Annotated in this window: 16 protein-coding genes; all 16 read left to right on the forward strand. The window is 65.0% G+C overall.

The window, feature by feature from the left end:
• The first annotated feature begins 414 nt into the window (after positions 1-414).
• Complete coding sequence (locus H7007_RS05500) at positions 415-1407, forward strand: hypothetical protein (RefSeq protein ID WP_287153734.1); 993 nt, start codon at positions 415-417, stop codon at positions 1405-1407.
• A 165-nt stretch (positions 1408-1572) separates the two neighbouring features.
• The gene (locus tag H7007_RS05505) at positions 1573-1992 is read left to right on the forward strand and encodes a DMT family transporter (RefSeq protein WP_287153736.1); all 420 of its coding nucleotides are present in this window, start codon (positions 1573-1575) and stop codon (positions 1990-1992) included.
• A gap of 31 nt (positions 1993-2023) precedes the next feature.
• Positions 2024-3184: a glycosyltransferase family 4 protein gene (locus H7007_RS05510; protein WP_287153737.1), complete on the forward strand. Its 1161-nt coding sequence runs from the start codon at positions 2024-2026 to the stop codon at positions 3182-3184.
• Between the two features lie 160 nt (positions 3185-3344).
• Entirely contained in the window at positions 3345-4451 is a 1107-nt protein-coding gene (locus H7007_RS05515; protein WP_287153739.1) for a glycosyltransferase, read from the forward strand.
• Positions 4452-4681: 230 nt separating this feature from the next.
• Entirely contained in the window at positions 4682-5545 is an 864-nt protein-coding gene (locus tag H7007_RS05520; protein WP_287153740.1) for a glycosyltransferase family 2 protein, read from the forward strand.
• A gap of 172 nt (positions 5546-5717) precedes the next feature.
• On the forward strand, positions 5718-6695 hold the full coding sequence (locus H7007_RS05525; RefSeq protein ID WP_287153742.1) for a GDP-mannose 4,6-dehydratase: 978 nt from the start codon (positions 5718-5720) through the stop codon (positions 6693-6695).
• 666 nt (positions 6696-7361) lie between these two features.
• Positions 7362-8474 carry a nucleotidyltransferase family protein gene (locus H7007_RS05530; protein ID WP_287153744.1) on the forward strand — a complete coding sequence of 371 codons (1113 nt, stop codon included), beginning with the start codon at positions 7362-7364 and terminating at the stop codon, positions 8472-8474.
• 652 nt (positions 8475-9126) lie between these two features.
• The gene (locus tag H7007_RS05535) at positions 9127-10080 is read left to right on the forward strand and encodes a GDP-mannose 4,6-dehydratase (protein WP_287153745.1); all 954 of its coding nucleotides are present in this window, start codon (positions 9127-9129) and stop codon (positions 10078-10080) included.
• 158 nt (positions 10081-10238) lie between these two features.
• A complete protein-coding gene (gene ahcY / locus H7007_RS05540) occupies positions 10239-11495 on the forward strand; it encodes an adenosylhomocysteinase (protein WP_287153746.1) in 1257 nt (418 codons plus the stop codon).
• Positions 11496-11723: 228 nt separating this feature from the next.
• Positions 11724-12761, forward strand: coding sequence for an S-methyl-5-thioribose-1-phosphate isomerase (gene mtnA / locus H7007_RS05545; RefSeq protein ID WP_287153748.1), 1038 nt, complete (start codon positions 11724-11726; stop codon positions 12759-12761).
• Between the two features lie 178 nt (positions 12762-12939).
• Positions 12940-14076 (forward strand): nucleotidyltransferase family protein, encoded by a 1137-nt coding sequence (locus tag H7007_RS05550; protein ID WP_287153749.1) that lies wholly within the window; start codon positions 12940-12942, stop codon positions 14074-14076.
• A 369-nt stretch (positions 14077-14445) separates the two neighbouring features.
• Positions 14446-15201, forward strand: coding sequence for a ComF family protein (locus H7007_RS05555; protein WP_287153751.1), 756 nt, complete (start codon positions 14446-14448; stop codon positions 15199-15201).
• 32 nt (positions 15202-15233) lie between these two features.
• Positions 15234-15488 (forward strand): flagellar biosynthesis anti-sigma factor FlgM, encoded by a 255-nt coding sequence (locus tag H7007_RS05560; RefSeq protein WP_287153753.1) that lies wholly within the window; start codon positions 15234-15236, stop codon positions 15486-15488.
• Positions 15489-16258: 770 nt separating this feature from the next.
• Positions 16259-16804 (forward strand): ribosome hibernation-promoting factor, HPF/YfiA family, encoded by a 546-nt coding sequence (gene hpf / locus H7007_RS05565; RefSeq protein ID WP_287153754.1) that lies wholly within the window; start codon positions 16259-16261, stop codon positions 16802-16804.
• 217 nt (positions 16805-17021) lie between these two features.
• Positions 17022-18815, forward strand: coding sequence for an HD-GYP domain-containing protein (locus H7007_RS05570; protein WP_287153783.1), 1794 nt, complete (start codon positions 17022-17024; stop codon positions 18813-18815).
• Positions 18815-20179: an HD-GYP domain-containing protein gene (locus H7007_RS05575; protein WP_287153756.1), complete on the forward strand. Its 1365-nt coding sequence runs from the start codon at positions 18815-18817 to the stop codon at positions 20177-20179. Before H7007_RS05570 ends, H7007_RS05575 begins: the two co-directional genes overlap by 1 nt.
• Positions 20180-20500 lie beyond the last annotated feature (321 nt).

Below are 20500 nucleotides of genomic sequence, written 5' to 3' on the forward strand. Positions count from 1 at the left end.
CTACGTGTACAATTACGTTCGTCCCCACCGGAGCCTGGGTTATCTCACCCCCATGGAGTTCCTGAACGCCTGGATGGAGGAGTGCAAGGATAGGGGCGATGTGTTCACTATGTAGTGGACCAGGACAACGGGTTTTCGAGGGTCTCGGGATGGCGGAAAATAGATCCAAAGCCCTCATCCGTCGGGTTGACGGGACGGGGAGCGGTAATCGCGAGGAAGACCTTCCCCTGGGGCTGGGCTCGTAAGACGGGAAGCGAAGGTCGATTTTCCTGGGACGGTGAGCGCCAAGGAAGGGAGGCTTGCAGGTGGCCCACTCCTCGGGTTCCCGGGAGGGCGGGGATGTTCTCCCTTGGACCGATTCTTGAAGGCATGGTGCGAGGGCGGGGAAGGAGAGGGGGCACCGGTGGTGTAGACTTGGGAGGGAAGGTCATGCGGGATGCGGCCTCGCTCACCGACCAGGCCCCGGTGAGGGAGGTTCGATCCGCGGTGGCGCGGGATGAAGGAAGGGACAACCCGGATATGAGGGATTACAGCGTTTCCCGGCAGGGGAGGCCGGCGCTCGTGAAGCCGGGGCCGGCGGGGCATGGCGGACGCGGCCTGCTCCTTCCGACATCGCTGGTCACGATCGCCCTTTTCTGTCTCCCATGGCTCGGGGGGTGCCGGGGGAGCAGGTCCCCCGCGGAGTGGCTACGGGAGTGCGGTCGCGCTGCGGAGGAATACGCTGCCGTGGGCGGGTATCTCCGCTTCCGCCAGGAGTCGGATTATGTCCTGGAGACCGCCAAGGGGAGGTTGACCCACACCCTCCGCGTGGAGGGGGAGATTATCTTCCCGGACAGGGAGAGATACGAGTTTCGGGAGGAGGTGAGGAGCGACATAAGAGGCGAGGAGAACAGGTCAAACGCCTTCTCCTACCTCACCCTGGACGGGGGCAAGACCGCCTACGTGCGAGGTGAGAGGCTCGTGGAGCAGTTGGGAGTGGAGGGATGGGTGCATTACACGCCGCCGGAGGAGCAGAACCGCTATTTCGACTATCCGAAGCTGGTGGGCAAGGCGATCGCATCGGCCCGGCAACCGCAGTGGTTGGGCTTCGAGGAGGCGGCGGGGGTGCGCTGTGCCCATCTCGCCTACGACCTCGAGGGGAGCGAGTTCCTCGATCCGGAGTCGCGTGAGGGTTCCCCGCTTCTTGAGGAATACGGGACCCTGGGCTCGGAATGGGCGGGTGTGGTGATGCGTGTCGAACTGTGGGTCGGGGAGGAGAGCCTGCTTCCCGTTCAACTGCGTTTGAGCACCCAGTACGGTGAGGAGGGCGTGGGGATGACCTACCTGATGCGGGTGGTCTTCGAGGGTTACGGGGAGCAGCCGCCCTTCCCCATCGAGAGGCCGGCGGTCTGGGTCGAGGCACAATGATTCATCAGGTTGAGTGGACCGGATTCTTCCACGGCGCGGGAAAAAGGAGCGTCGCGTAAGGCTGCTATAATACCTTTGCGTCGCTGGGGACGGGGAAGACGCCACAGAAAGCGGTTTGCATAGATCGCCGTTGGGCGTGCGGGTGTGATCGAACGAGGAGGAGTGATGGAAGCGGCCGTCAAACCCATGTCTTATCTCGTCATCCTAATCAGCGTGGCCCTGGCCATAAGCGGCCAGATATGCCTGCGGCGGGGGATGGCCGAGGTGAAGGAGCGCACGGGGATGAACGCCGGACAGCTGATGCGCAAGCCGGCGACCTTCATCAGGGAGATAGCCACCACCTGGATGGTGATCCTGGGGCTGGTCCTCTTCGTGGCCTCGGCCCTCTTCTGGCTCATAGTGCTCACCGATGTCCCGCTGGGAGTGGCTTATCCCTTCGTCAGCCTCACCTACATCGTGGTCATGCTCTACGATCGTTTCTTCGAGGGCCGGGAGATCATCGCGCTCAACTGGCTGGGGGTTGCGGCCATCGTCCTGGGCATCATCCTCATCAACTGGGGACAGTGGAGCCAGACCTCGCCCTGACAGCGGTTCCCGGGAGAAGGCGGGTGGCGGGATGAGGGTTATCTTCGACGGGACCCCCTTCCTCCTGGAGAAGACGGGGATAGGGCATTACACCGAGAACCTCCTCGCCCACCTCCTGAAGGTCGACCCCCGGCTTGAGCTGGGGCTCTTCGCCCTCTCCCTGCGCGCTGGCCACCGCCTCAGCAGGCTGGCCCCCGAGTTGCCGGGGTTGGAGGCGCGCGGCTTCAACCTCCCCGCCAACTTCCTCTATTACCGCCTGTGGAAGCGCACAGACGCCCTTCCGGCCGAGAGGCTCCTCGGCGATTTCGACATCTTCCACGCCACCAATTACCAGGCTCCCGCGCTGAGAAAGGCGAGGCTGGTCTCCACGGTGCACGACATCAACTTCGTGCGCTTCCCGGAGATGCAGAGCAAGGGCATCCGGCGTTTCATAAGCTCCCTTCCTCGCCTGCTGGAGAGGTCCAGGGTGGTGCTCACCGACTCGCGCTTCACCGCCCGCGAGCTCGCCGAGGTCTACGGGCTGCCCGAGGAGAGGATGGAGGTGGTCTATCCCGGGCTCGACCCCGTCTTCCGCCGTACGCCCGGCCCGGAGGAGATGGAGCTGGCCCTGCGGGCCTACTGCCTGAAACGGCCTTACCTGGCCTACATAGGGAACCTGCACCCCCGCAAGAACCTGGCCACCCTGGTGGAGGCCTTCGTGCTCCTGCGGAGGAGGGGGTTCGAGCACCGGCTGGCGGTCATCGGGGGCGGAGGGCTGGGAAGGCTGAACAACGCCGAATACCGCAAGCTCATGCGCCGGGTCACGGACCTGGGCATGGAGGAGGAGATCGTCTTCACGGGTTACGTGCCCGACGAACGCCTCAAGTCCCTGCTCGTGCAGGCCGACCTTCTGGTATTTCCTTCCATATACGAGGGCTTCGGGCTACCGCCGCTCGAGGCCATGGCCTGCGGGGTTCCGGTGGTCACCTCCAATCGTGCTTCCCTGCCGGAGGTGGTGGGGGATGCCGCCCTGCTGGTGGAGGACCCTTTGGACCCGGCGGAGATCGCGGACCGGGTGGAGGCCGTGTTGCGGGACCCCTCCCTCCGTGCCCGGCTGGTGGAGAGGGGGCGCGAACGGGCGAACCTCTTCACCTGGGAGGAGGCGGCCCGCAAGGTGCGCCGGGTGTACGACCGCGTCCTGGAGGGCGGATAAGACGAGCGCGCCTTCCCCTCTACGGAGACGGTCATGGGCGGCTTGACGGGTCCCTTCCCCGCGCGAAAGCCTGGACGGCGGTTTTTAAAGGGGCTTACGGGTTGAGAACCCGAAAGAGCGGCCCTCCACCCGCCAATAAGCGAGACATCGTAGGTGTGAAATGAAGAAACATACGGATAGGGATATAAGCGCAAGATCCGGAAGCCCCAACCCGAACAGGGTTGAAACCGCAGAGGGGGGCGGAAGGCCTAGCTCCACGAACCCCGCGCCTTCCCCCGGCGGTCGGAGCAAGGGCGGTTCGGGGAAAAGACCTGGGGTTACCCTGGCGGCCACGGTCCTCAACGAGGCGGGGACGGTCGTCGAGTGGTGGCGGAGCATCCTCTGCCAGACCCGCCTTCCCGACGAGGTGGTGGTGGTGGACGGCGGGTCCTGGGACGGGACGGTGGAGAGGCTGCGAGAACTCGCTTTGGAGGCCCCCTTCCCGGTGCGGGTGGATATCCTTCCCGGGAGCAATATAGCAAGGGGGAGGAACCGGGCCGTTTCCCTTGCCAGCCACGATGTCATCGCCGTGACCGATGCGGGCTGCGTCCTGGACCCGGGATGGCTGGAGAACCTCACCGCTCCCCTTGACGAGGATCCCGGGCTGGACCTTGTGGCCGGGTTTTACCAGCCCCTTGCCCGGAGCTGGTTCGAGGCCCTGTGCGCCTCCGTGACCCTTCCCCTGCCCCAGGAGGTCAGGGGCGAGCGCTTCATGCCTTCCTCGCGTTCCCTGGCCTTTCGCAGGGAGGTATGGGAACGGGTGGGTGGCTACCCGGAATGGCTGGACATAGGTGAGGACATGTACTTCAACCACCGCTGGAGGGAGCTGGGGATAAGGCATGCCTTCCGGCCGGAGGCGGTGGTCTACTGGCGAATGCGCCCCGATCTGCCCTCCTTCCTGCGACAGTACTTTCGCTACGCGCGGGGGGACGGGGAGTCCGGCATGTACCCTCACCGCCACCTCCTCCGTTTCGCCGTCTACGGGGGGCTGACCTGGGCGGCGGTCTCCCGGGCTGGAAGGCGCTTCTTCCCCCTCGCCCTGCTACCGGCGTGCCTCTACGCGGGCAGGCGGTGGAGGCGCATCCCGGCTTTCCTCCGGGACAGGTCCCCTGCGGAGAAGGCGGCCGCCGCGGCGGCGGTCCCTCTCCTTCTTGCCGGTGTGGACGTGGCCAAGATGGCCGGGTACCTGCACGGCCTGTGGAGAAGGCGGTCCGGAGGTCAGGTCTAGCCCCCGCGTTCACCTTCGCCCCGGCGGCTGCGAGGAGAATAAGAGCGGCGGGAACGGGTAAGGAGGCTTTTGGGATAACGCTGTATCATGAAGATGCCTCGATATGGTGTGAGTTGATTGAAAGATGCGAAGATGCCCCGATACGGCGTGAGGTGATCCGAGGGATGCGAAACGTGAACCCCGCCGCGCGCCCGGCGGGATGATGCTTGCGGAACCGAGGTGAGCGCGGCTTGCGGAAGTTGTCGGAAGCGCAGGTTGCTCCGATATTGATCAACTACAACACCCGGGAAGACCTGCGACGGTGCCTCCGAACCATGGAGGAGTGGTTGGGGAGACTCCCAGCGGTGGTGGTGGACAACGGTTCCACGGACGGCAGCCAGGCCATGGTGCGGGAGGAATTCCCCTGGGTACGCCTGGTGGAAAACCCGGGGAACCCAGGTTACGCCTCGGCCTGCAACGCGGGCATGAGGGCCACCGACCGCCCCTACGTCCTCATCCTGAACAGCGATGTGGAGTTCGTGGAGGGAGGATTGGAGGTCCTCCTGGATTACATGGAGGAAAACCCCCGGATAGGGGCCCTGGGACCCCGGGTGCTGAACACCGACGGCACGCGGCAGATGTCCTGCCGGCGTTTCCCCTCCATGCTGGAGAACGTGGTGCACGGCTTCCTGGGCGAGGTATGGCCGGAGAACCCCTTTACCAGGTCCTACCAGATGAAGGACCTGGAGGACGACGGGCCGCGCGAGGTGGACTGGGTATCCGGGGCGGCCATGCTCCTGCGCCGGGAGGCCGCGGAGCGGGTGGGCGGGTTCGACGAGGCATACTTCATGTACGTCGAGGACGTGGACCTCTGCTGGCGCCTCCGCGCCGCGGGCTACGAGGTGGTCTACCATCCCGGGTTCTCCCTGGTCCACCACATAGGGAGGGCCAGCTCCCAGCAGTCAACGCGCATGCTCTACGAACACCACCGCAGCATGTACATATTCTTCCGCCGCAGGTATGCCGGGTGGCGGGGGGCTATTATGAGACCTATAGTGCTTATAGGATTGGCCGCACGTTTTGTTCTGACATGGGCCTTAAGAGCGCGAAAGTGACGAAAAATCTGAGAGGGAGTACAAGATGAAATAGCGGAATTCCACATAACTTCGAAGGCTGATATGTCCATTAAATACGATGGCTTGAGTAAGGTGTAAAATGTTTTCTATGCGTGACCATTAAGAAAGCTTCACTTGTTATGCTGCTTTCAACGTTGGGGATGAATATTAAATGGCCGAGCGCGCTTTGATCACCGGGGCGGACGGGTTCGTGGGCCGGCACCTGGCCCGTTACCTCCTGGAGCGGGGGGTGGAGGTCCTCGGCCTGGGGCTTCACCCGCCGCGGGAGCCCGAACCGTGGGATGCTTGCGCTTACGAGGTGTGCGATGTTCTGGACCGGGAGAAGGTTCTCTCGCTGGTATGCGACTTCCGGCCCGAATACGTCTTCCATCTCGCGGCGCAGAGTTCCGTGCGCCGCTCCTGGGAGAACCCGTGGCTTACCTACAGGGTGGCCCTGGAGGGTCAGGCCAACGTCTTCGATGCCCTGCTGGAGGGGGAAGTGGACCCCGTGGTGCACGTGGCCTGTTCCGCCGAGGAGTACGGGATGGTGGGGGAGGAGGAACTCCCCGTCGCCGAGGACCGGCCCCTGCGCCCCGCCAATCCCTATGCCCTGAGCAAGGTCATCCAGGAAGAGCACGCCCTCTTCTGCCACCGCGTGCACGGCGTCAGAGTGGTTGTTACCCGTGCCTTCAACATCATCGGGCCCGGTCAGACCCGGGAGTTCGTGGCCTCCGATTTCGCCCACCAGATCGCGGAGATAGAGGCCGGACTGAGAGAGCCGGTCATCCGGGTGGGGAACCTGCAGGCACGCCGGGATTTCTCCGACGTCAGGGACCTCGTGGAGGCCTTCTGGAAACTGGTGAACCTGGGCACGCCCGGAGAGGTCTATAACGTTTGCAGCGGTGAGGACCGTTCGGTCGGCGAGGTCCTGGACCTGCTGGTCTCCATGAGCCGGGTCCCGGTCCGGGTGGAGGTGGATGCCGGCAAATTGCGCAAGGCGGATATCCCCGCCCTGCGGGGCGACAACCGGAAGCTGTGCGGGCTGACGGGATGGAAGCCCTCCATCCCTCTGGAGGAGACGCTACGGGACCTCCTCCAATGGTGCCGGGAGGAGGTCGCCGGCTTGCGGGAACCCAGCCGCGAGGCATGATTGGAGAGGCGTCGACCACCCGCCGCCGAAGGGGGCCGGGATGGGTCCTCATGTAAGGAAAGAGACGCGGATTGTACCCCGCTACCGGGAGGATGCGGGAAGGCGGCGGAGGACGGTTTGAGATCCTAGCGGAAAACTTACACGCTCCCGCCCGAGGCACCTGGAGGTGTCCCGCAGAGGAGTTGGCTAAAGAGCTTTCACCGCTGGCCCGGGATGGGATGCCAGCCGGTGAGGGGAAGGTAAAACCTCGAGGGACATCAATGAGCCACGCACTTTGAGCCCCATGGTGCCGAATCGTTTCGGTGGGCGCCTCAAGGCGTGAAAAAGCAGAGAGAGCCTACCGTAATGCTGGCAAAGCAAGCACACATGGAGATGAGGCAGACATGAGGAAAGGGAGATATCCCGATGGTGGCGGGTTTGCCGGTGAACGCAATATTGCCTATTATTCTGGATTGTTTGACGCCACGGGACATGTGTGCTGCGGGGCGTGAGGAACCCTATAGCGGGGCGAGGGGGCAGCGGCAGGGGCCTTTCGCACGCGGCGAAGTTCTCCTCGTGGACCGGTTTTTCTGCAGGCGGCGAGAGGCATGTGGGGGACGCCGAAAAGGCGCGTCCGAATCGCACTGTGGAGGGAAGAAACAGGGTGAGCTTTTCCGGAGGTGAGAGATGCAGGCGGTGATCCTGGTGGGGGGGCAGGGAACGAGGTTGCGTCCGCTGACCCTCACCACCCCCAAGCCCATGATGCCCATGATGAACAGGCCCTTCCTGGAGTTCCAGGTGAACCTCTGCCGCCGGCACGGGGTGGAGGAGATCATCCTCTCCACGGCCTACCTGCCCGAGATCTTCCAGTCCCATTTCGGCGACGGCAGCCACCTGGGGGTGAAGATGATCTACGTGACGGAGGAAGAGCCACTGGACACCTGCGGGGCGGTGAAGAACGTGGAGAGGTACATCCGGGGGACCTTCCTGGTCTTCAACGGGGACGTGCTCACCGACCTGGACCTCACCAACCTCATCGCCTTCCACCGCTCCAAAGGGGGCAAAGCCACCCTGTACCTGACCCGCGTTGAGGACCCCACGGTCTACGGCCTGGTGCCGCTGGACAATCGGGGAAGGATAACCGAGTTCCTGGAGAAGCCCAGCTGGGACCAGGTGACCACCGACCTCATCAACGCGGGGACCTATGTGTTGGAGCCGGAACTTTTGGAGAGGGTGCCCGAGGGGGAACCCTATTCCTTCGAGCGGCAGCTCTTTCCCCAGCTCCTCGAGGATGGGGTCCCCATGTACGGTTTTCCCAGCGAGGCCTACTGGATGGACATTGGGACACCGGCCAAGTACCTGCAGGCCCACTACGACATCCTGCGGCGGCGCCTCCCCTTCCGGTTCGAGGGCGAGGAGATAAAGCCCTCGGTATGGGTGGGGGAGGGCACGGAGATAGACCCCGAGGCGGCGGTCTTCGGGCCCACTGTGATCGGCCCCGGCTGCCGCATAGAGGCCCATGCCACGGTGTCCAGCAACTGCGTGCTGGGGCCGGGATGCCATGTCGGGGAAGGTTGCCACCTGGAGGGAGCGGTACTGCACGAGGGGTGTGATATAGGCCCCGGCTGCATCCTCCGCAGGTGCGTGCTCTCCCGCGGCGTCCGCTTGGGGGAAAGGGTCCACGTCTCGGACCAGGCGGTTCTCGGGGAGGGCGTCAGGGTGGGAGACGACAACGACCTGCGCTGCGGCATCCGGGTCTGGCCGGGAGCGGAAATCCCCCCCGAGACCTTGAAATTCTGATCCGGGCCAAGCCTTTTCCTTTTGGGTCGGATGCGGATGTGCCTCCCCTCCTTGCGTTAACCGGGGGATGGTTACGGACGGTTTAGGCCTCTTGGGTGAGATGGGTAGATCAGCCGGTTCTTCGAATCGGGCTGAAACGGCATGGAGCCCGGCTCGGGAACGGAGTACTTCGCTGAAGCTCGTTCGGTTCGTTTCCCTCGATTCCCGGGAAAGGGGATTGGGCCCGGCCGGGACGAGAAGGGAGCCGGAATCCGTGTTCGCCCGCTCTCCGGAAGAGAGGCCAACCGGGCGAATGCCATAAATATTGAGAGGCCCGTCTTTGATGACGCCGGAGATGAGGTGGGCCTCATCATCGGATCGCAAGGCGGTGAGGACCCGGGAGGACCCTGCGCCGGTGGGGGGCTCGAACCCGCTCCGGAATAGCGGCTCTTCCTTCTCGGGCCCGAGGCGGGTATGCAGCCGTGGTGGTTGCCGTATAATAGGGCAGTTATGATATCCAGGGTTGGAGTGGAGGAGGGAGGGGCGTTATCCAGGCGGGATGGGGCGGGGCCGGGAGCTACCAAGAGGCGGTCGAGGACTGGAGAAAGAGGGGACAAGGACCTGGAAGAGGTGAAGGCTGGCATAGTCTGGACTTGAAGAAGGAGGAAAGACCTTGCGCATCCTGATCACGGGCATCACCGGTTTCGTGGGCAGCCACCTGGCGGAGTACGCCCTCTCTCGCGGGGACGTCGAGGTCTTCGGGACGGTGCGCTGGAGGTCGCGCATGGAGAACATAGAGGGCATACTGGACCGGGTGTGCCTGGTGGACTGCGACCTTCGCGACGCCGTGGCCGTCCGCAAGACCCTGGAGGAGGTGAGACCGGAGTACATCTTCCACCTCGCGGCACAGAGCTTCGTGCCCACCTCCTGGAAGGCCCCGGCGGAGACCCTGTTCACCAACATCATCTCCGAGCTCAACCTCCTCGAGGCCATGCGAGACCTGGACCTCAAGGCTCGCATCCACGTGGCGGGCTCCAGCGAGGAGTACGGCCTGGTCTTCGAGGACGAGACACCCATCACCGAGGAGAACCCTCTGCGCCCCCTCTCCCCCTACGCGGTGAGCAAGGTGGCCCAGGACATGCTGGCCTACCAGTACCACCGGAGTTACGGCCTCTACACCGTGCGCACCCGGGCCTTCAACCACGAGGGGCCGCGGCGGGGACACGTCTTCGTGACCAGCAACTTCGCCAAGCAGATCGCGGAGATAGAGAAGGGGAAGAAGGAGCCGGTCATCGAGGTGGGCAACCTCAACGCCCGCCGCGACTTCACCGACGTTCGGGACATGGTCAAGGCCTACTGGCTGGCCCTGGAGAAGGGGGAGCCGGGGGAGGTCTACAACATCGGCTCCGGGCGGGCGGTGACCATCCGGGAGATGCTGGACATCCTCCTCTCCTTCACCGATCGGGAGATAGAGGTCCGCCCGGTCCCGGAGCGCATGCGGCCTTCCGACGTGGAGCTCCTGGTCTGCGACTGCACCAAGTTCCGGGAGCTGACCGGATGGAAGCCGGAGATACCCCTGGAGAAGACGCTCAAGGACACCCTGGATTACTGGCGGGAGAGGGTCTGAGAGCGCAAGGGCGGAGATCCGGGTTCCCCTCTTGCGCGACGGGGATAGGCCCTAGGGGTTCTGGGCGTAGGATGGCAGTGCTCGGTAGGGGCTTGGGAAACGGGAAATAGGGGACTGGTGAATACCGGGCATGGACCCGGAAGAAAGAAGGAGCGGAGATGGACTACCATATCGCCGACATCGGCCTGGCCGAGGAAGGGAAGCTGAGGATCGAGTGGGCGGAACGGGACATGCCCGTCCTGCGCCTCATCCGGGAGCGTTTCCGGCGCGAGAAGCCCCTGGAGGGGATGCGGGTGGGTGCCTGCCTGCACGTGACCACGGAGACCGCCAACCTCATGCTCACCCTCCGGGCAGGCGGAGCGGAGGTGGCCCTGTGCGCTTCCAACCCCCTGTCCACCCAAGACGACGTGGCCGCCTCCCTGGTCAAGCATCACGGCATCCCGGTCTTCGCCATCCGGGGGGAGGACAAGGAGACCTATTACGCGCACATCAACGCCGTCCTGGATACCCGGCCCCACGTGACCATGGACGACGGCGCGGACCTCATCTCCACCCTGCACGCGGAGAGGAAGGAGCAGGCCCGTGAGGTGTGGGCAGGGGCGGAGGAGACCACCACCGGGGTCATCCGCCTGCGGGCCATGGCCGAAGCGGGGGTGCTCCTCTACCCGGTCATCGCAGTGAACAACGCCATGACCAAGCACCTCTTCGACAACCGCTTCGGCACCGGCCAGTCCACCCTGGACGGGGTCCTGCGGGCCACCAACGTGCTGCTCGCCGGAAGGAGGGTGGCCGTCTTCGGGTACGGGATGTGCGGGAGGGGGGTGGCCTCCCGGGCCCGGGGGATGGGGGCCCTGGTCACCGTGGTGGAGACCGACCCCCTGCGTGCGCTGGAGGCGGTCATGGAGGGCTTCCAGGTGACCACCTCTCTTCAGGCTGCGGCCACCTGCGACCTCTTCATCACCGTCACCGGGGACATCCACGTCCTGCGGCGGGAGCACTTCCAGGTGATGAGGGACGGGGCCATCCTGGCCAACTCCGGCCACTTCAACGTGGAGATCGACATCCCCGCCCTGGAGGAGATGGCCGCGTCGCGACGGCGGGTGCGTGAGAACGTGGAGGAGTTCCTCCTCCCGGACGGCAGGCGCCTCTACCTTCTGGCCGACGGGCGGCTGGTCAACCTGGCCGCCGCCGAGGGACATCCCGCCTCGGTCATGGACATGTCCTTCGCCAATCAGGCCCTCTGCGTGGAGTACGTGAGGAAGGCCCACGCTTCACTGGACCGGGTGGTCTACGACGTGCCCGAGGAGCTGGACCGGGAGATCGCCCGCCTCAAGCTGGCCTCCATGGGCATCGAGATCGACTCCCTCACCCCGGAGCAGGAGCAATACCTCTCCTCCTGGGAGATGGGGACCTGATTCACCTCTCTTTCCGGGGAAAGAGGCATTGGGGATAGAGGCATGATCCGGTGCGCCGGGCATGGAGCCGCCCGAGACACAAGAAGAACGGAGGAGGCGCAAACGACGTGCGCCGGAAGGGGTACAACCCGGCACCGTTTGTCGCTGCAGGACCCTGACGATGGCGGTGCGATGCTTGTGTGAGCAATGGTTTCGGCCGAGCACGACAGAGGGTGAGAGAGGCAGGCCGTGGGAAAGGGCAAGGAGTTCCGCGCCGTGGACTGGGAGGATGGCCGGGTGGTCCTCCTCGACCAGACCCGCCTCCCGGGGGAGGAGGTCTACCTCCGCCTGGGCCGCTGGCCGGAGGTGAGGGAGGCCATCCGCGACATGCGGGTGAGGGGAGCGCCGGCCATCGGCATCGCCGCCGCCTACGGGGTGGTCCTGGCCGCCCTGGAGGGTGGGGGCGAGGAGGTGGAGAGGGCCTGCCGGGAGTTGGCGGCGGCCCGGCCCACGGCGGTCAACCTGCCCTGGGCGGTGGGACGCATGCGCCTCGCGGCGGAGAGGTCCTCTCCGGACGGTCTTGTCCGCGACCTCCTCGAGGAGGCCCACCGCATAGCCCGGGAGCAGGATGCCGCCGACCGGGCCATCGGGAGCCTTGGAGCAGAGCTGCTCCCCGAGGGCTGCCGGGTGCTCACCCACTGCAACGCCGGAGGCCTGGCCACCTATTCTTTCGGCACCGCGCTCGGGGTGATCAAGGAGGGTTTCCGGAGGGGGAAGGTCCGCTTCGTGTGGGTGGACGAGACACGGCCCCTCCTGCAAGGGGCGCGGCTCACCGCCTGGGAGCTGCGGCGGGAGGGGGTGGACATGGCGGTCATCTGCGACAACATGGCCGGCCACCTCATGTCCCGCGGGGAGGTGGACACGGTGGTCACGGGGGCGGACCGTATCGCCGCCAACGGGGACACGGCGAACAAGATCGGCACCTATACCCTGGCCGTCCTGGCGCACCGGCACGGGATACCCTTCTATATAGCCGCCCCTATCTCCACCTTGGACCCGGAGGTCCCGGAGGGAAGCGCCATCCCCATCGAGGAGCGGGACGCCGCGGAGGTCACCGACTGGGGAGGACGGCGGACGGTTCCCGAAGGAGTGACGGCGCGCAATTTCGCCTTCGACGTCACCCCAGCCGAGCTGATCACGGCCATCATCACCGAGCGGGGCGTGGCCCGGAAGCCCTATACGGAAAGCCTCCGCCGTCTCTTGGAGGACCCCCCGGGAGGGGCATGAACGTCTGGGGAACGGATCGCTGCGTGCTGGCAAGAGACGGAGCGGCGTGGATGGACAGGGGATTGAGCGGGGTTTATCCTCGGAGAGTGAGAGGCTCGATGCGTCGGGTTGTGGAGATCGCCCTGGAAGACGGGCCTCACGGAGCCGGGCAGTCTTCCCGGAAGGAAAGGCACGAGGGATGAAGGCCATGATCCTGGCCGCGGGGCTGGGCACCCGCCTCCGCCCCCTCACGGAGGAGATCTCCAAGCCCATGGTGCCCATCGTCAACCGTCCGGTGATGGAGCACATAGTGGAGCTTCTGGCCCGTCACGGCTTCCGGGAGATATACGTCAACCTCCACTACCATCCCCAGGTGATCACCGATTATTTCGGCGACGGGGGCAAGTGGGGAGTGTCCATAACCTATTCCCACGAACCGGAGCTCTTGGGGACCGCCGGAGGGGTCAAGAAATTGGGGCCGGAACTGGGGGGCGACACCTTCCTGGTCATCAGCGGGGACGCCCTCACCGACCTGGACCTCACCTCGCTGGTGGCCTTTCACCGGGAGAAGGGGGCCACGGCCACCCTGGTGGTCACCCCCGTGGAGGACCCCTCCAAGTACGGTGTGGTCCTCCTGGACGAGGAGGCGCGCGTCGTCGGTTTCCAGGAGAAACCCGCCCCGGAGGAGGCCAGGAGCCGCCTGGCCAACAGCGGGATATACGTGTTCGAGCCCGCGGTGCTGGACATGATCCCCGAGGGGGAGTTCTACGATTTCGGTTCCCAGCTCTTCCCGCGCTTCCTGGAGGAGGGCATCGCTTTCTACGGGTACCGCCACTCCGATTACTGGAACGATGTGGGGAGCTTCGAGGAGTACAAGGCGGGCAATTTCGACGCCCTCACGGGCAAGGTAAAGGTGCGCATACCGGGCGTGCGCATCGGTGAGGACGTCTGGATCGGGGAGGACACGGTCATCGAGGACGGGGTGGTCATGGTGGGCCCCATATGCATCGGTGCCCACTGCGTGGTGAAGAAGGGGGCCCGCCTCTTCGGGCCCCTGGTCATCGGGGACCGCACGGTCATCGACGAGGGGGCCATCCTCTACCGGGGCATCAAATGGGGGAACGGGTACGTGGGCAAGGAAGCCCACCTCATGGACACCATAGTGGGATGGGAGGCGGAGATAGGGGACCGCGCCGCCCTGCTCGCGGACACGGTGATCGGGCACCGCGCGGTGATCGGCGAGGGGAGCATCATCCACCCCGGAGTGAGCATCGTCCCCGGCGCCTTCGTGGACAAGGACCTCCACTTCCGGGGGGACCCCTCCCCCGAGGATTGAGGCGCGGGGAGGACCGTTATCCGCCACTGGCGACCCTCACGGCTTCCACGTGTGACACGAGGTCTTCATCCCCGCCTTTTCCCCTGCCGTTAAGTTCATGAAGCATCGGGACCTCCCACGGAAGAAAGGGCCGCCGTTGGGCTCGTTATGCACCTGAACCTCCATCGGAATCGAAGGTCGCCCGGAAGCTTTTGGCGCACCGGGACCTCCAACGGAAGAAAGATCGGCGGCAAGTTCCGGATGATTCCCAACGTCCCAGGAGCTGAAGATCGCCAGGGAGTTGGCGATGAAAACCGGCCCTTCACCACAAGGCAGGTCGTTGGGGAGATGTTGATTAAAATATAATAGTTATATAATATATATAACATGATGAATCATGGGACGCTTGCCGAGCTCATCTTCCCCACTCGCTGCGCGGGCTGCGGCGGTTACGCGGGGCGGCTGTTGTGCCCCAATTGCACGGCGCGCCTTCCCTACATCAGGGGGCCGGCGTGCCTTCGGTGCGGAAAGCCGACCCTCTACGATGTGGAGGAGTGTGGACAGTGCCGCGGGCGGGTCCGCAAACTGGACCTATGCCGGGCGCTGGCGCTGTACGAGGACCCCCTGCGCAGGGCCATACACCGCATGAAATACGGCGGGATCTGGAGGCTGGCCAGGCCACTAGGGTTCATGGCCGCCACCTCCATGGCTCCCCACCTGGGGGGCGGTGCCCCCTGCGTTACCCACGTGCCCATGCACCCCCGACGCAGGAGGTCAAGGGGTTACGACCACGCGGAGCTTCTGGCCCGGGCGGTGGCGGAGGCACTGGGGCTTCCTCACCGCACGCTGCTGGTGCGGACCAGGCATGCCCCCACCCAGGCCTCCTCCGACCTCAAGGCGCGCCGTGAAAACGTAAAGGGAGCCTTCAGGGCCGTGGATGGACCTCGCCTTCCTCGCGAGGTGCTCCTAGTTGACGACGTGATGACCACGGGTTACACCCTTTCCGAGTGCGCCACGGCCCTCAAGAGAGCGGGCGTGCGTTCCGTGGCGGCCTGCGTCCTGGCCAGGGATGTGGCGGAAGGCGGGATAGGAGGAAAAGGCTCTGCCCTATTTTCCGTTCAAAGCGCCGCCCGGCGATGCCGATAACATATTCGGAAGCCAGAAAGGAGGGGACGAAGATGCAAATATCCGACCGCGAGATAAGGAATTCCCTCCACCGGCTGTCCGAGACCGCTTATCACGAAGGCAAGAGCGCCTACCGGGATCCCGACACCGTTAACCTCCTGCTCGCCAGGATCCAGCATCTACCCGAGGTCCGGAGCGAGAAGGTACGCGTCCTGAGGAAAGCCATAAGGGAAGCGCGTTATCGGGTGCCCAGCGAGGAGGTGGCCGGGAAACTGCTGGGCCGCATCATAGCCGACAGCCTCCGCTGATCGGACACCCCCACGAAAGAGTGTTAAGTGTGCCCCGACAATACCTCAGGGATCCATCTTTATGAACGCCGTTCGGGTGGGAGGGTATTGAGAGGCAAACCTGTCATCCTGGAAGAACAGGCAGAGTCGAGGGCACGAAAGGGTTGGTCTCTCGAGCGTCAGAACTTGAGGAAACGCCGCTCCGCCCGGCTTGCGGGGCACAGAGCCCGTAGGAGGACCCGCCGAGGCCTTGGGCCGCCGCATGGGCCGCCGCATGCTTTATAATAGGGTCGGAAGGCTTCGACCCGGGTCTGTGGTTGAAAGTCGATGCCAGCCGCAGGCGAAACGACCCACGTAAGCCAACTCTTGGTTGGTGAGCATGGTGCGGCTTAGGGGTAAGTCCTGCCCGGCCGGAGAGCCGGAGAAGCGTAGTAGTGGCGGGCGAGGAGACGTTCCCGCGGGGTATTCCTTCCCGCTGCGAGCCGCTCAGCAGGCGAGTGTGGGGGCAAAGACCAGGTCAGCCGGGCTTCGAAGCCTTCCTCTTTAGAGGCGCCCAAAAGGCACCCGGGGGAGCGTCGCGGCAGGGCACTGGGGGAGGAGATGGCTCGTGCCGTGAGCTCCGGCTCCGGGGTTGGCGGGGATTACAACCTATGACCTCTTGTGTTAACCTAATGCGCGTCGCCGGCGGGGACCTCGCGAAGAGGTTGCGGCAGCGGAAGGCGATCGGTCGCAGGCCCATACCTTGACCCGTGGTATGGGCTTTTTACGCGAGGAGGAAGGGAGAAGAGGACATGCAGATCATCGTCAAGGGGAAGAACCTGGAGGTAACCGATGCCCTGCGCGATTACGCCACGGAGAAGGTGGGGCGGGTCGGGAAATACCTGGACCGCATCATCAAGACGGAGATAGAGCTGAGCGTGGAGAAGAACCCCAAGATACAGGAGAACCAGGTTGTGGAGGTGACCATCTTCTCCAGCGGGCCGGTGATAAGGGCCAAGGAGAGCGCCTCCGACATGTACCAGGCCATCGACCTGGTGTGCGCCAAACTGGAACGTCAAGCCCGCAAGGTGAAGAGGAAGGTCATCGACCGCCACCATCACGCCCGGAACCCCTTCAAGGAACCTGCCGTCCTTCCGGAGGAGGAAGAGGAGAGGGAGCCGGTGATCGTGAAGACCAAGAGCTTTCCCCTCAAGCCCATGACTCCCGAGGAGGCCTGCTTGCAGATGGAGCTGGTGGGACATGACTTCTTCGTCTTTATAAACTCGGAGACGGAGGAAACCAACGTCGTCTATAGAAGAAGGGATGGGAACTACGGTTTGATCGAGCCGGGAGGTTGAAGCCATGAGGCGCTTTCTGGACATCCTGCGGCAACTCCTGGACTACGTGGTGCGCCGGGGAGCGTCCATGAGGCTGTGAACACGCGGGAGGAGCGGCGCGCGGGGGTGAGCAGCCTTTCCAGAGACCCGCTCCCGCGGGGAGGGGATGGAGGAACGCTCCCTCCCACCGTCCGTCCCGGGAGCGGGCCGGCGAGTTTGAGACACCGGAGGGTTGGAAGTGACGGATAAGGACGGTAGCGCGCCCGAACGGGCGGAGAGGGGCGAGAGAGGCGAGGAGCCGAGGGAGAGGCTCTCGCGCCCGGAGATCGGCGCGAAGGGCAGGATTCTCACGCCGGTGGGCCTTTTGGGCTGGCTGGCCGCCCTGGGGATAATCCTCTTCCTGACGCTGGCCGACGACCAGCCGGTGCTCTGGTTTTCGGTGGTCCTCCTAGGCATCTCCATAATCCTCTGCGAGAGCATGGGGGAGAGGATGGCCCTTGGCGGGAGGTCCACCTACGGGATCATCGTCATCTTCGCCGCCCTGACCGCGCTGAACACCCCCTCGGCGATGATCGTGGCCCTCTGCGGGGGGTTCAGGTTGGGGCGCGGGGAGGAAAGGGTCTCGCCGGAAACGGCCCTCTTCAACGGGGCCATGTATTCGCTGGCCGTCTGGGTGGCCTCGGCCACCTACCATGTCCTGGGAGGCTCATCTCGGGCTTTCACCCTGGAGGAGGGCATGAGGTCCGTCCTCCCGGCCCTGGCCGCGGCCGCCGTCTTCTGGGTCCTGAACACCGGGGGGATGGCCCTCGCCCTGCGTCTCAAGCGGGGTCTGGAGCCGGCGCGTTTCCTTAAGGCCGATGCCCTGAGGCTCCTCCCAAACCAGCTCGTCTATGGACTGGTCGGCTTGAGCGTGGGGATCATCTACGCCCAGAACGCCTTTCACGTCCTGCAGGACGTGGAGGGGAGGGCCATCCTGGACGCTGCGGGGAAGCCCATCGTGGTGGGCTCCACGGTCGAGTACCTGCGCGGCTTCTTCGCCGTCCTCTCCTTCACCGCCCTGCTGGGTACCGCCTGGTACTTCTCCGGGAAGAACATCGAGCTGCTGGAGTCCTACGACCGCAGCCTGGAGACCCTGGTCACATACCTGGAGCGCCGGGAGCCCTACCTTGACGGGCACGCGTTGCGGGTGGCGGAGTACGTGGTCATGACCGCTAGGAGGATGGGACTACCTTTCTACGAGGTGAGCCGGCTCCGCCACGCCGCTCTTCTGCACGACCTGGGGAGGGCTGCGGTGCCCCTCCGCATCCTCATGCGCGAGGGACGCCTGGACGAGGAGGAGTTCGAGGAGGTGAAGAAGCATCCGCTGGAGGGCAGTTCCCGGCTGGAGGAGGTCCCTTACCTCGCGGATATGGCCGACGCCGTCAGACACCACCACGAGTATTACGACGGCGGCGGTTACGTAGATCACCTGGCCCGGGAGACCATCCCCCTCGGGGCGCGCATCATCGCCGTGGCCGACGCCTACGACGCCATGACCCGTACCCGCCCCTACCGGGAGGCCAAGACGCACGAGATGGCGGTGGCGGAACTCCGCCAGAACAGCGGGTTGCAGTTCGATCCCCAGGTGGTGGAGCATTTCCTGGCCGCTCTGGAGGAGGCCGCTGTGTCTGGTGCCCCTGCCGCGGTAAGGGCGGCGCCGGGAGAGGAGGAGCGGGCCGAGGTACGGGTGGAGGAGCACGTGGAGAAGGTCGCCTCCCCGCCGGAGCTGCGGGCTCCTGCAGCCCGGAGGGGAAGGAGGGCGCGTCGCCGCGAGGAGAGGCTGCGCGAACGCAGGGAGGCCAGGGAACGCCTGGAGAGGGAAGCCCTGCGGGCCCTGGAGGAAGAGGGGCCGCCGGAAAGCGAGGAAGCACATCTCGGGGAATCCCCACCTGGCGACACCGGGATGGAGAGCGGGGATCACGGGACACCCGGAATCCCCGGAGGTGAGGCGCCGGAAAGCGCCCCGGAGCGGGAGGAAGGGGGTGAGCGGTGATGAACAAGGCCCGTTCCACGGCCCTGAAGTACCTCTCCGCGGCCGCTTTCCTGGCGGTTCTTGGGGTGTGCGCCGCTCTGGTCAAGTGGGGGGACCTCGACCCGGTCCGCACCATCGGGCTCATCGCTTTCCTGGCCTTCCTGGAGACCTGGAGGGTACAGTTCCCGTGGGGGAGGCCGCTCCGGCTGGGCATGGCCGTGCTCCTTTGCGTCCTGGCCATAAGACCCCTTCCCGAGGCGGTATGGGTCTTCCTGGTGGGAAGCCTGCTGGGGCGCGTCCTCTACCGGGTGCAGCGGTCCGAGGAGGGGGATTTCCTGCATATCGTGCAGCGGACATACATCGTCGCCCTTGCCGGGCTGGTCTACCGGGCCCTCATATTCCTGGGCTGGGAGTACTCGTGGAAGGCGTATCCGGAGTATTTTTCCGACTCTCCCACGGCACAGAACGTCTTCTCGACCTACTACAACCCCGCGGTGATGCACCGGGCTCTGGTCTTCCCCGTCGCTTTCCTGGCCATGGCCCTGGCCTTCTACCTGGGGGAGATGCTCACCTCCTCGGTGGAGATGGCCGTGGCCGGCCGCGGCAACTGGCGCGCCGTCCTTCCCCAGCACGCGCGCCAGACCTTCCCCGTTTACCTGGCCATAGCCGGGGCGGGGGCGCTCATGGCTCTCTATTTCCCCCGCATCCCCTGGTTCAACTTCCTGGTCTTCTTCATCCCCCTACTGCTGGTGCGCGCGGAATCCAACCGGGACAAGGAACTGGACGACCGTTACTTCTCCACCCTCCTGGTCATCGGTGACGCCTTCGACCTGGGCAGGGGCATGCCCGGCCATTCCGGCCGGGTTAGCAACCTGGCCGCCGAAGTGGCGCGGGAGATGGGGCTATCCGCGGAAGAGGTACGGGATATCCGTTACGCCGCCGCCCTCCACGATATAGGGCGTGTCGAGGCGGGCCCGGGTGAGGAAGAGGAACACGCGGAGCGGGGAGCGCGAGTGCTGGAGAAGGTGCCCCGCCTCGCGCCCATAGCCCGCATAGTGCGGCACCACCATCCCTCACCCGAGGAGGAGGGAGGGGCGAGGCTTCCGGTGGGCGCCAGGATCATCGCCGCGGCCACGGATTACGACATCCTGACCAACCGGGCCAGGAACCGGCTGTCCAGGGCCGAGGCCCTCGAGGAGATGAGCCTGGAGAGGGGGCGCAGGTACGACTCCATGGTCTTGCGCACCATGGCCCAGGTGCTGGAGGCCCAGGAGCGCGCCAGGCGCCGCCCGGAGAGGGAGATAAGGCAGCGGGCCAAGGTGCTCGAAGAGGAGGAGCTCAAGGAGACCTTGGAGGAGATCTTCCGGGAGGAGGAGCGGGAGTGAGGGCCTGCTGCCCGGAGTGGAGTGGTTAGCGGATGTGAGCTGATCCGCCCCACGAACGCCACACCGGTTAACTCCCATCCGGCCTTCGTCCGGGTCGGGTCGAGCTTCAACCGTGACGGATTGGACGGAGGTCGGTCTTCGCCCTGCCGATGACGAAGCCGCTTTTCCGGGGTGTGAGGGCTGTCTCGGAGGCGGGTCCATGCTGCCCGGCATGTCCAGAGAAGGAACCTGTATGGTAATTATTACCATAAGGAATAAGGAAGATGTCGCGGAAAGGCGGTTTTGGCGACTCTTGCTAAAAGGGCCGGCTGCCGTCAAATA

Source organism: Candidatus Solincola tengchongensis, from assembly GCF_015711935.1.
In the GTDB taxonomy this organism is placed as follows: Bacteria; Actinomycetota; Geothermincolia; order Geothermincolales; family RBG-13-55-18; genus Solincola_A; species Solincola_A tengchongensis.

Excerpts from the sequence above, each read along its gene's own strand:
- H7007_RS05505 (WP_287153736.1), top strand. The coding sequence starts at position 1,573 with ATGGAAGCGGCCGTCAAACCCATGTCTTATCTCGTCATCCTAATCAGC.
- H7007_RS05510 (WP_287153737.1), top strand. The coding sequence starts at position 2,024 with ATGAGGGTTATCTTCGACGGGACCCCCTTCCTCCTGGAGAAGACGGGG.
- H7007_RS05515 (WP_287153739.1), top strand. The coding sequence starts at position 3,345 with ATGAAGAAACATACGGATAGGGATATAAGCGCAAGATCCGGAAGCCCC.
- H7007_RS05525 (WP_287153742.1), top strand. The coding sequence starts at position 5,718 with ATGGCCGAGCGCGCTTTGATCACCGGGGCGGACGGGTTCGTGGGCCGG.
- H7007_RS05530 (WP_287153744.1), top strand. The coding sequence starts at position 7,362 with ATGCAGGCGGTGATCCTGGTGGGGGGGCAGGGAACGAGGTTGCGTCCG.
- ahcY (WP_287153746.1), top strand. The coding sequence starts at position 10,239 with ATGGACTACCATATCGCCGACATCGGCCTGGCCGAGGAAGGGAAGCTG.
- H7007_RS05550 (WP_287153749.1), top strand. The coding sequence starts at position 12,940 with ATGAAGGCCATGATCCTGGCCGCGGGGCTGGGCACCCGCCTCCGCCCC.
- H7007_RS05555 (WP_287153751.1), top strand. The coding sequence starts at position 14,446 with ATGAATCATGGGACGCTTGCCGAGCTCATCTTCCCCACTCGCTGCGCG.
- H7007_RS05560 (WP_287153753.1), top strand. The coding sequence starts at position 15,234 with ATGCAAATATCCGACCGCGAGATAAGGAATTCCCTCCACCGGCTGTCC.
- hpf (WP_287153754.1), top strand. The coding sequence starts at position 16,259 with ATGCAGATCATCGTCAAGGGGAAGAACCTGGAGGTAACCGATGCCCTG.
- H7007_RS05575 (WP_287153756.1), top strand. The coding sequence starts at position 18,815 with ATGAACAAGGCCCGTTCCACGGCCCTGAAGTACCTCTCCGCGGCCGCT.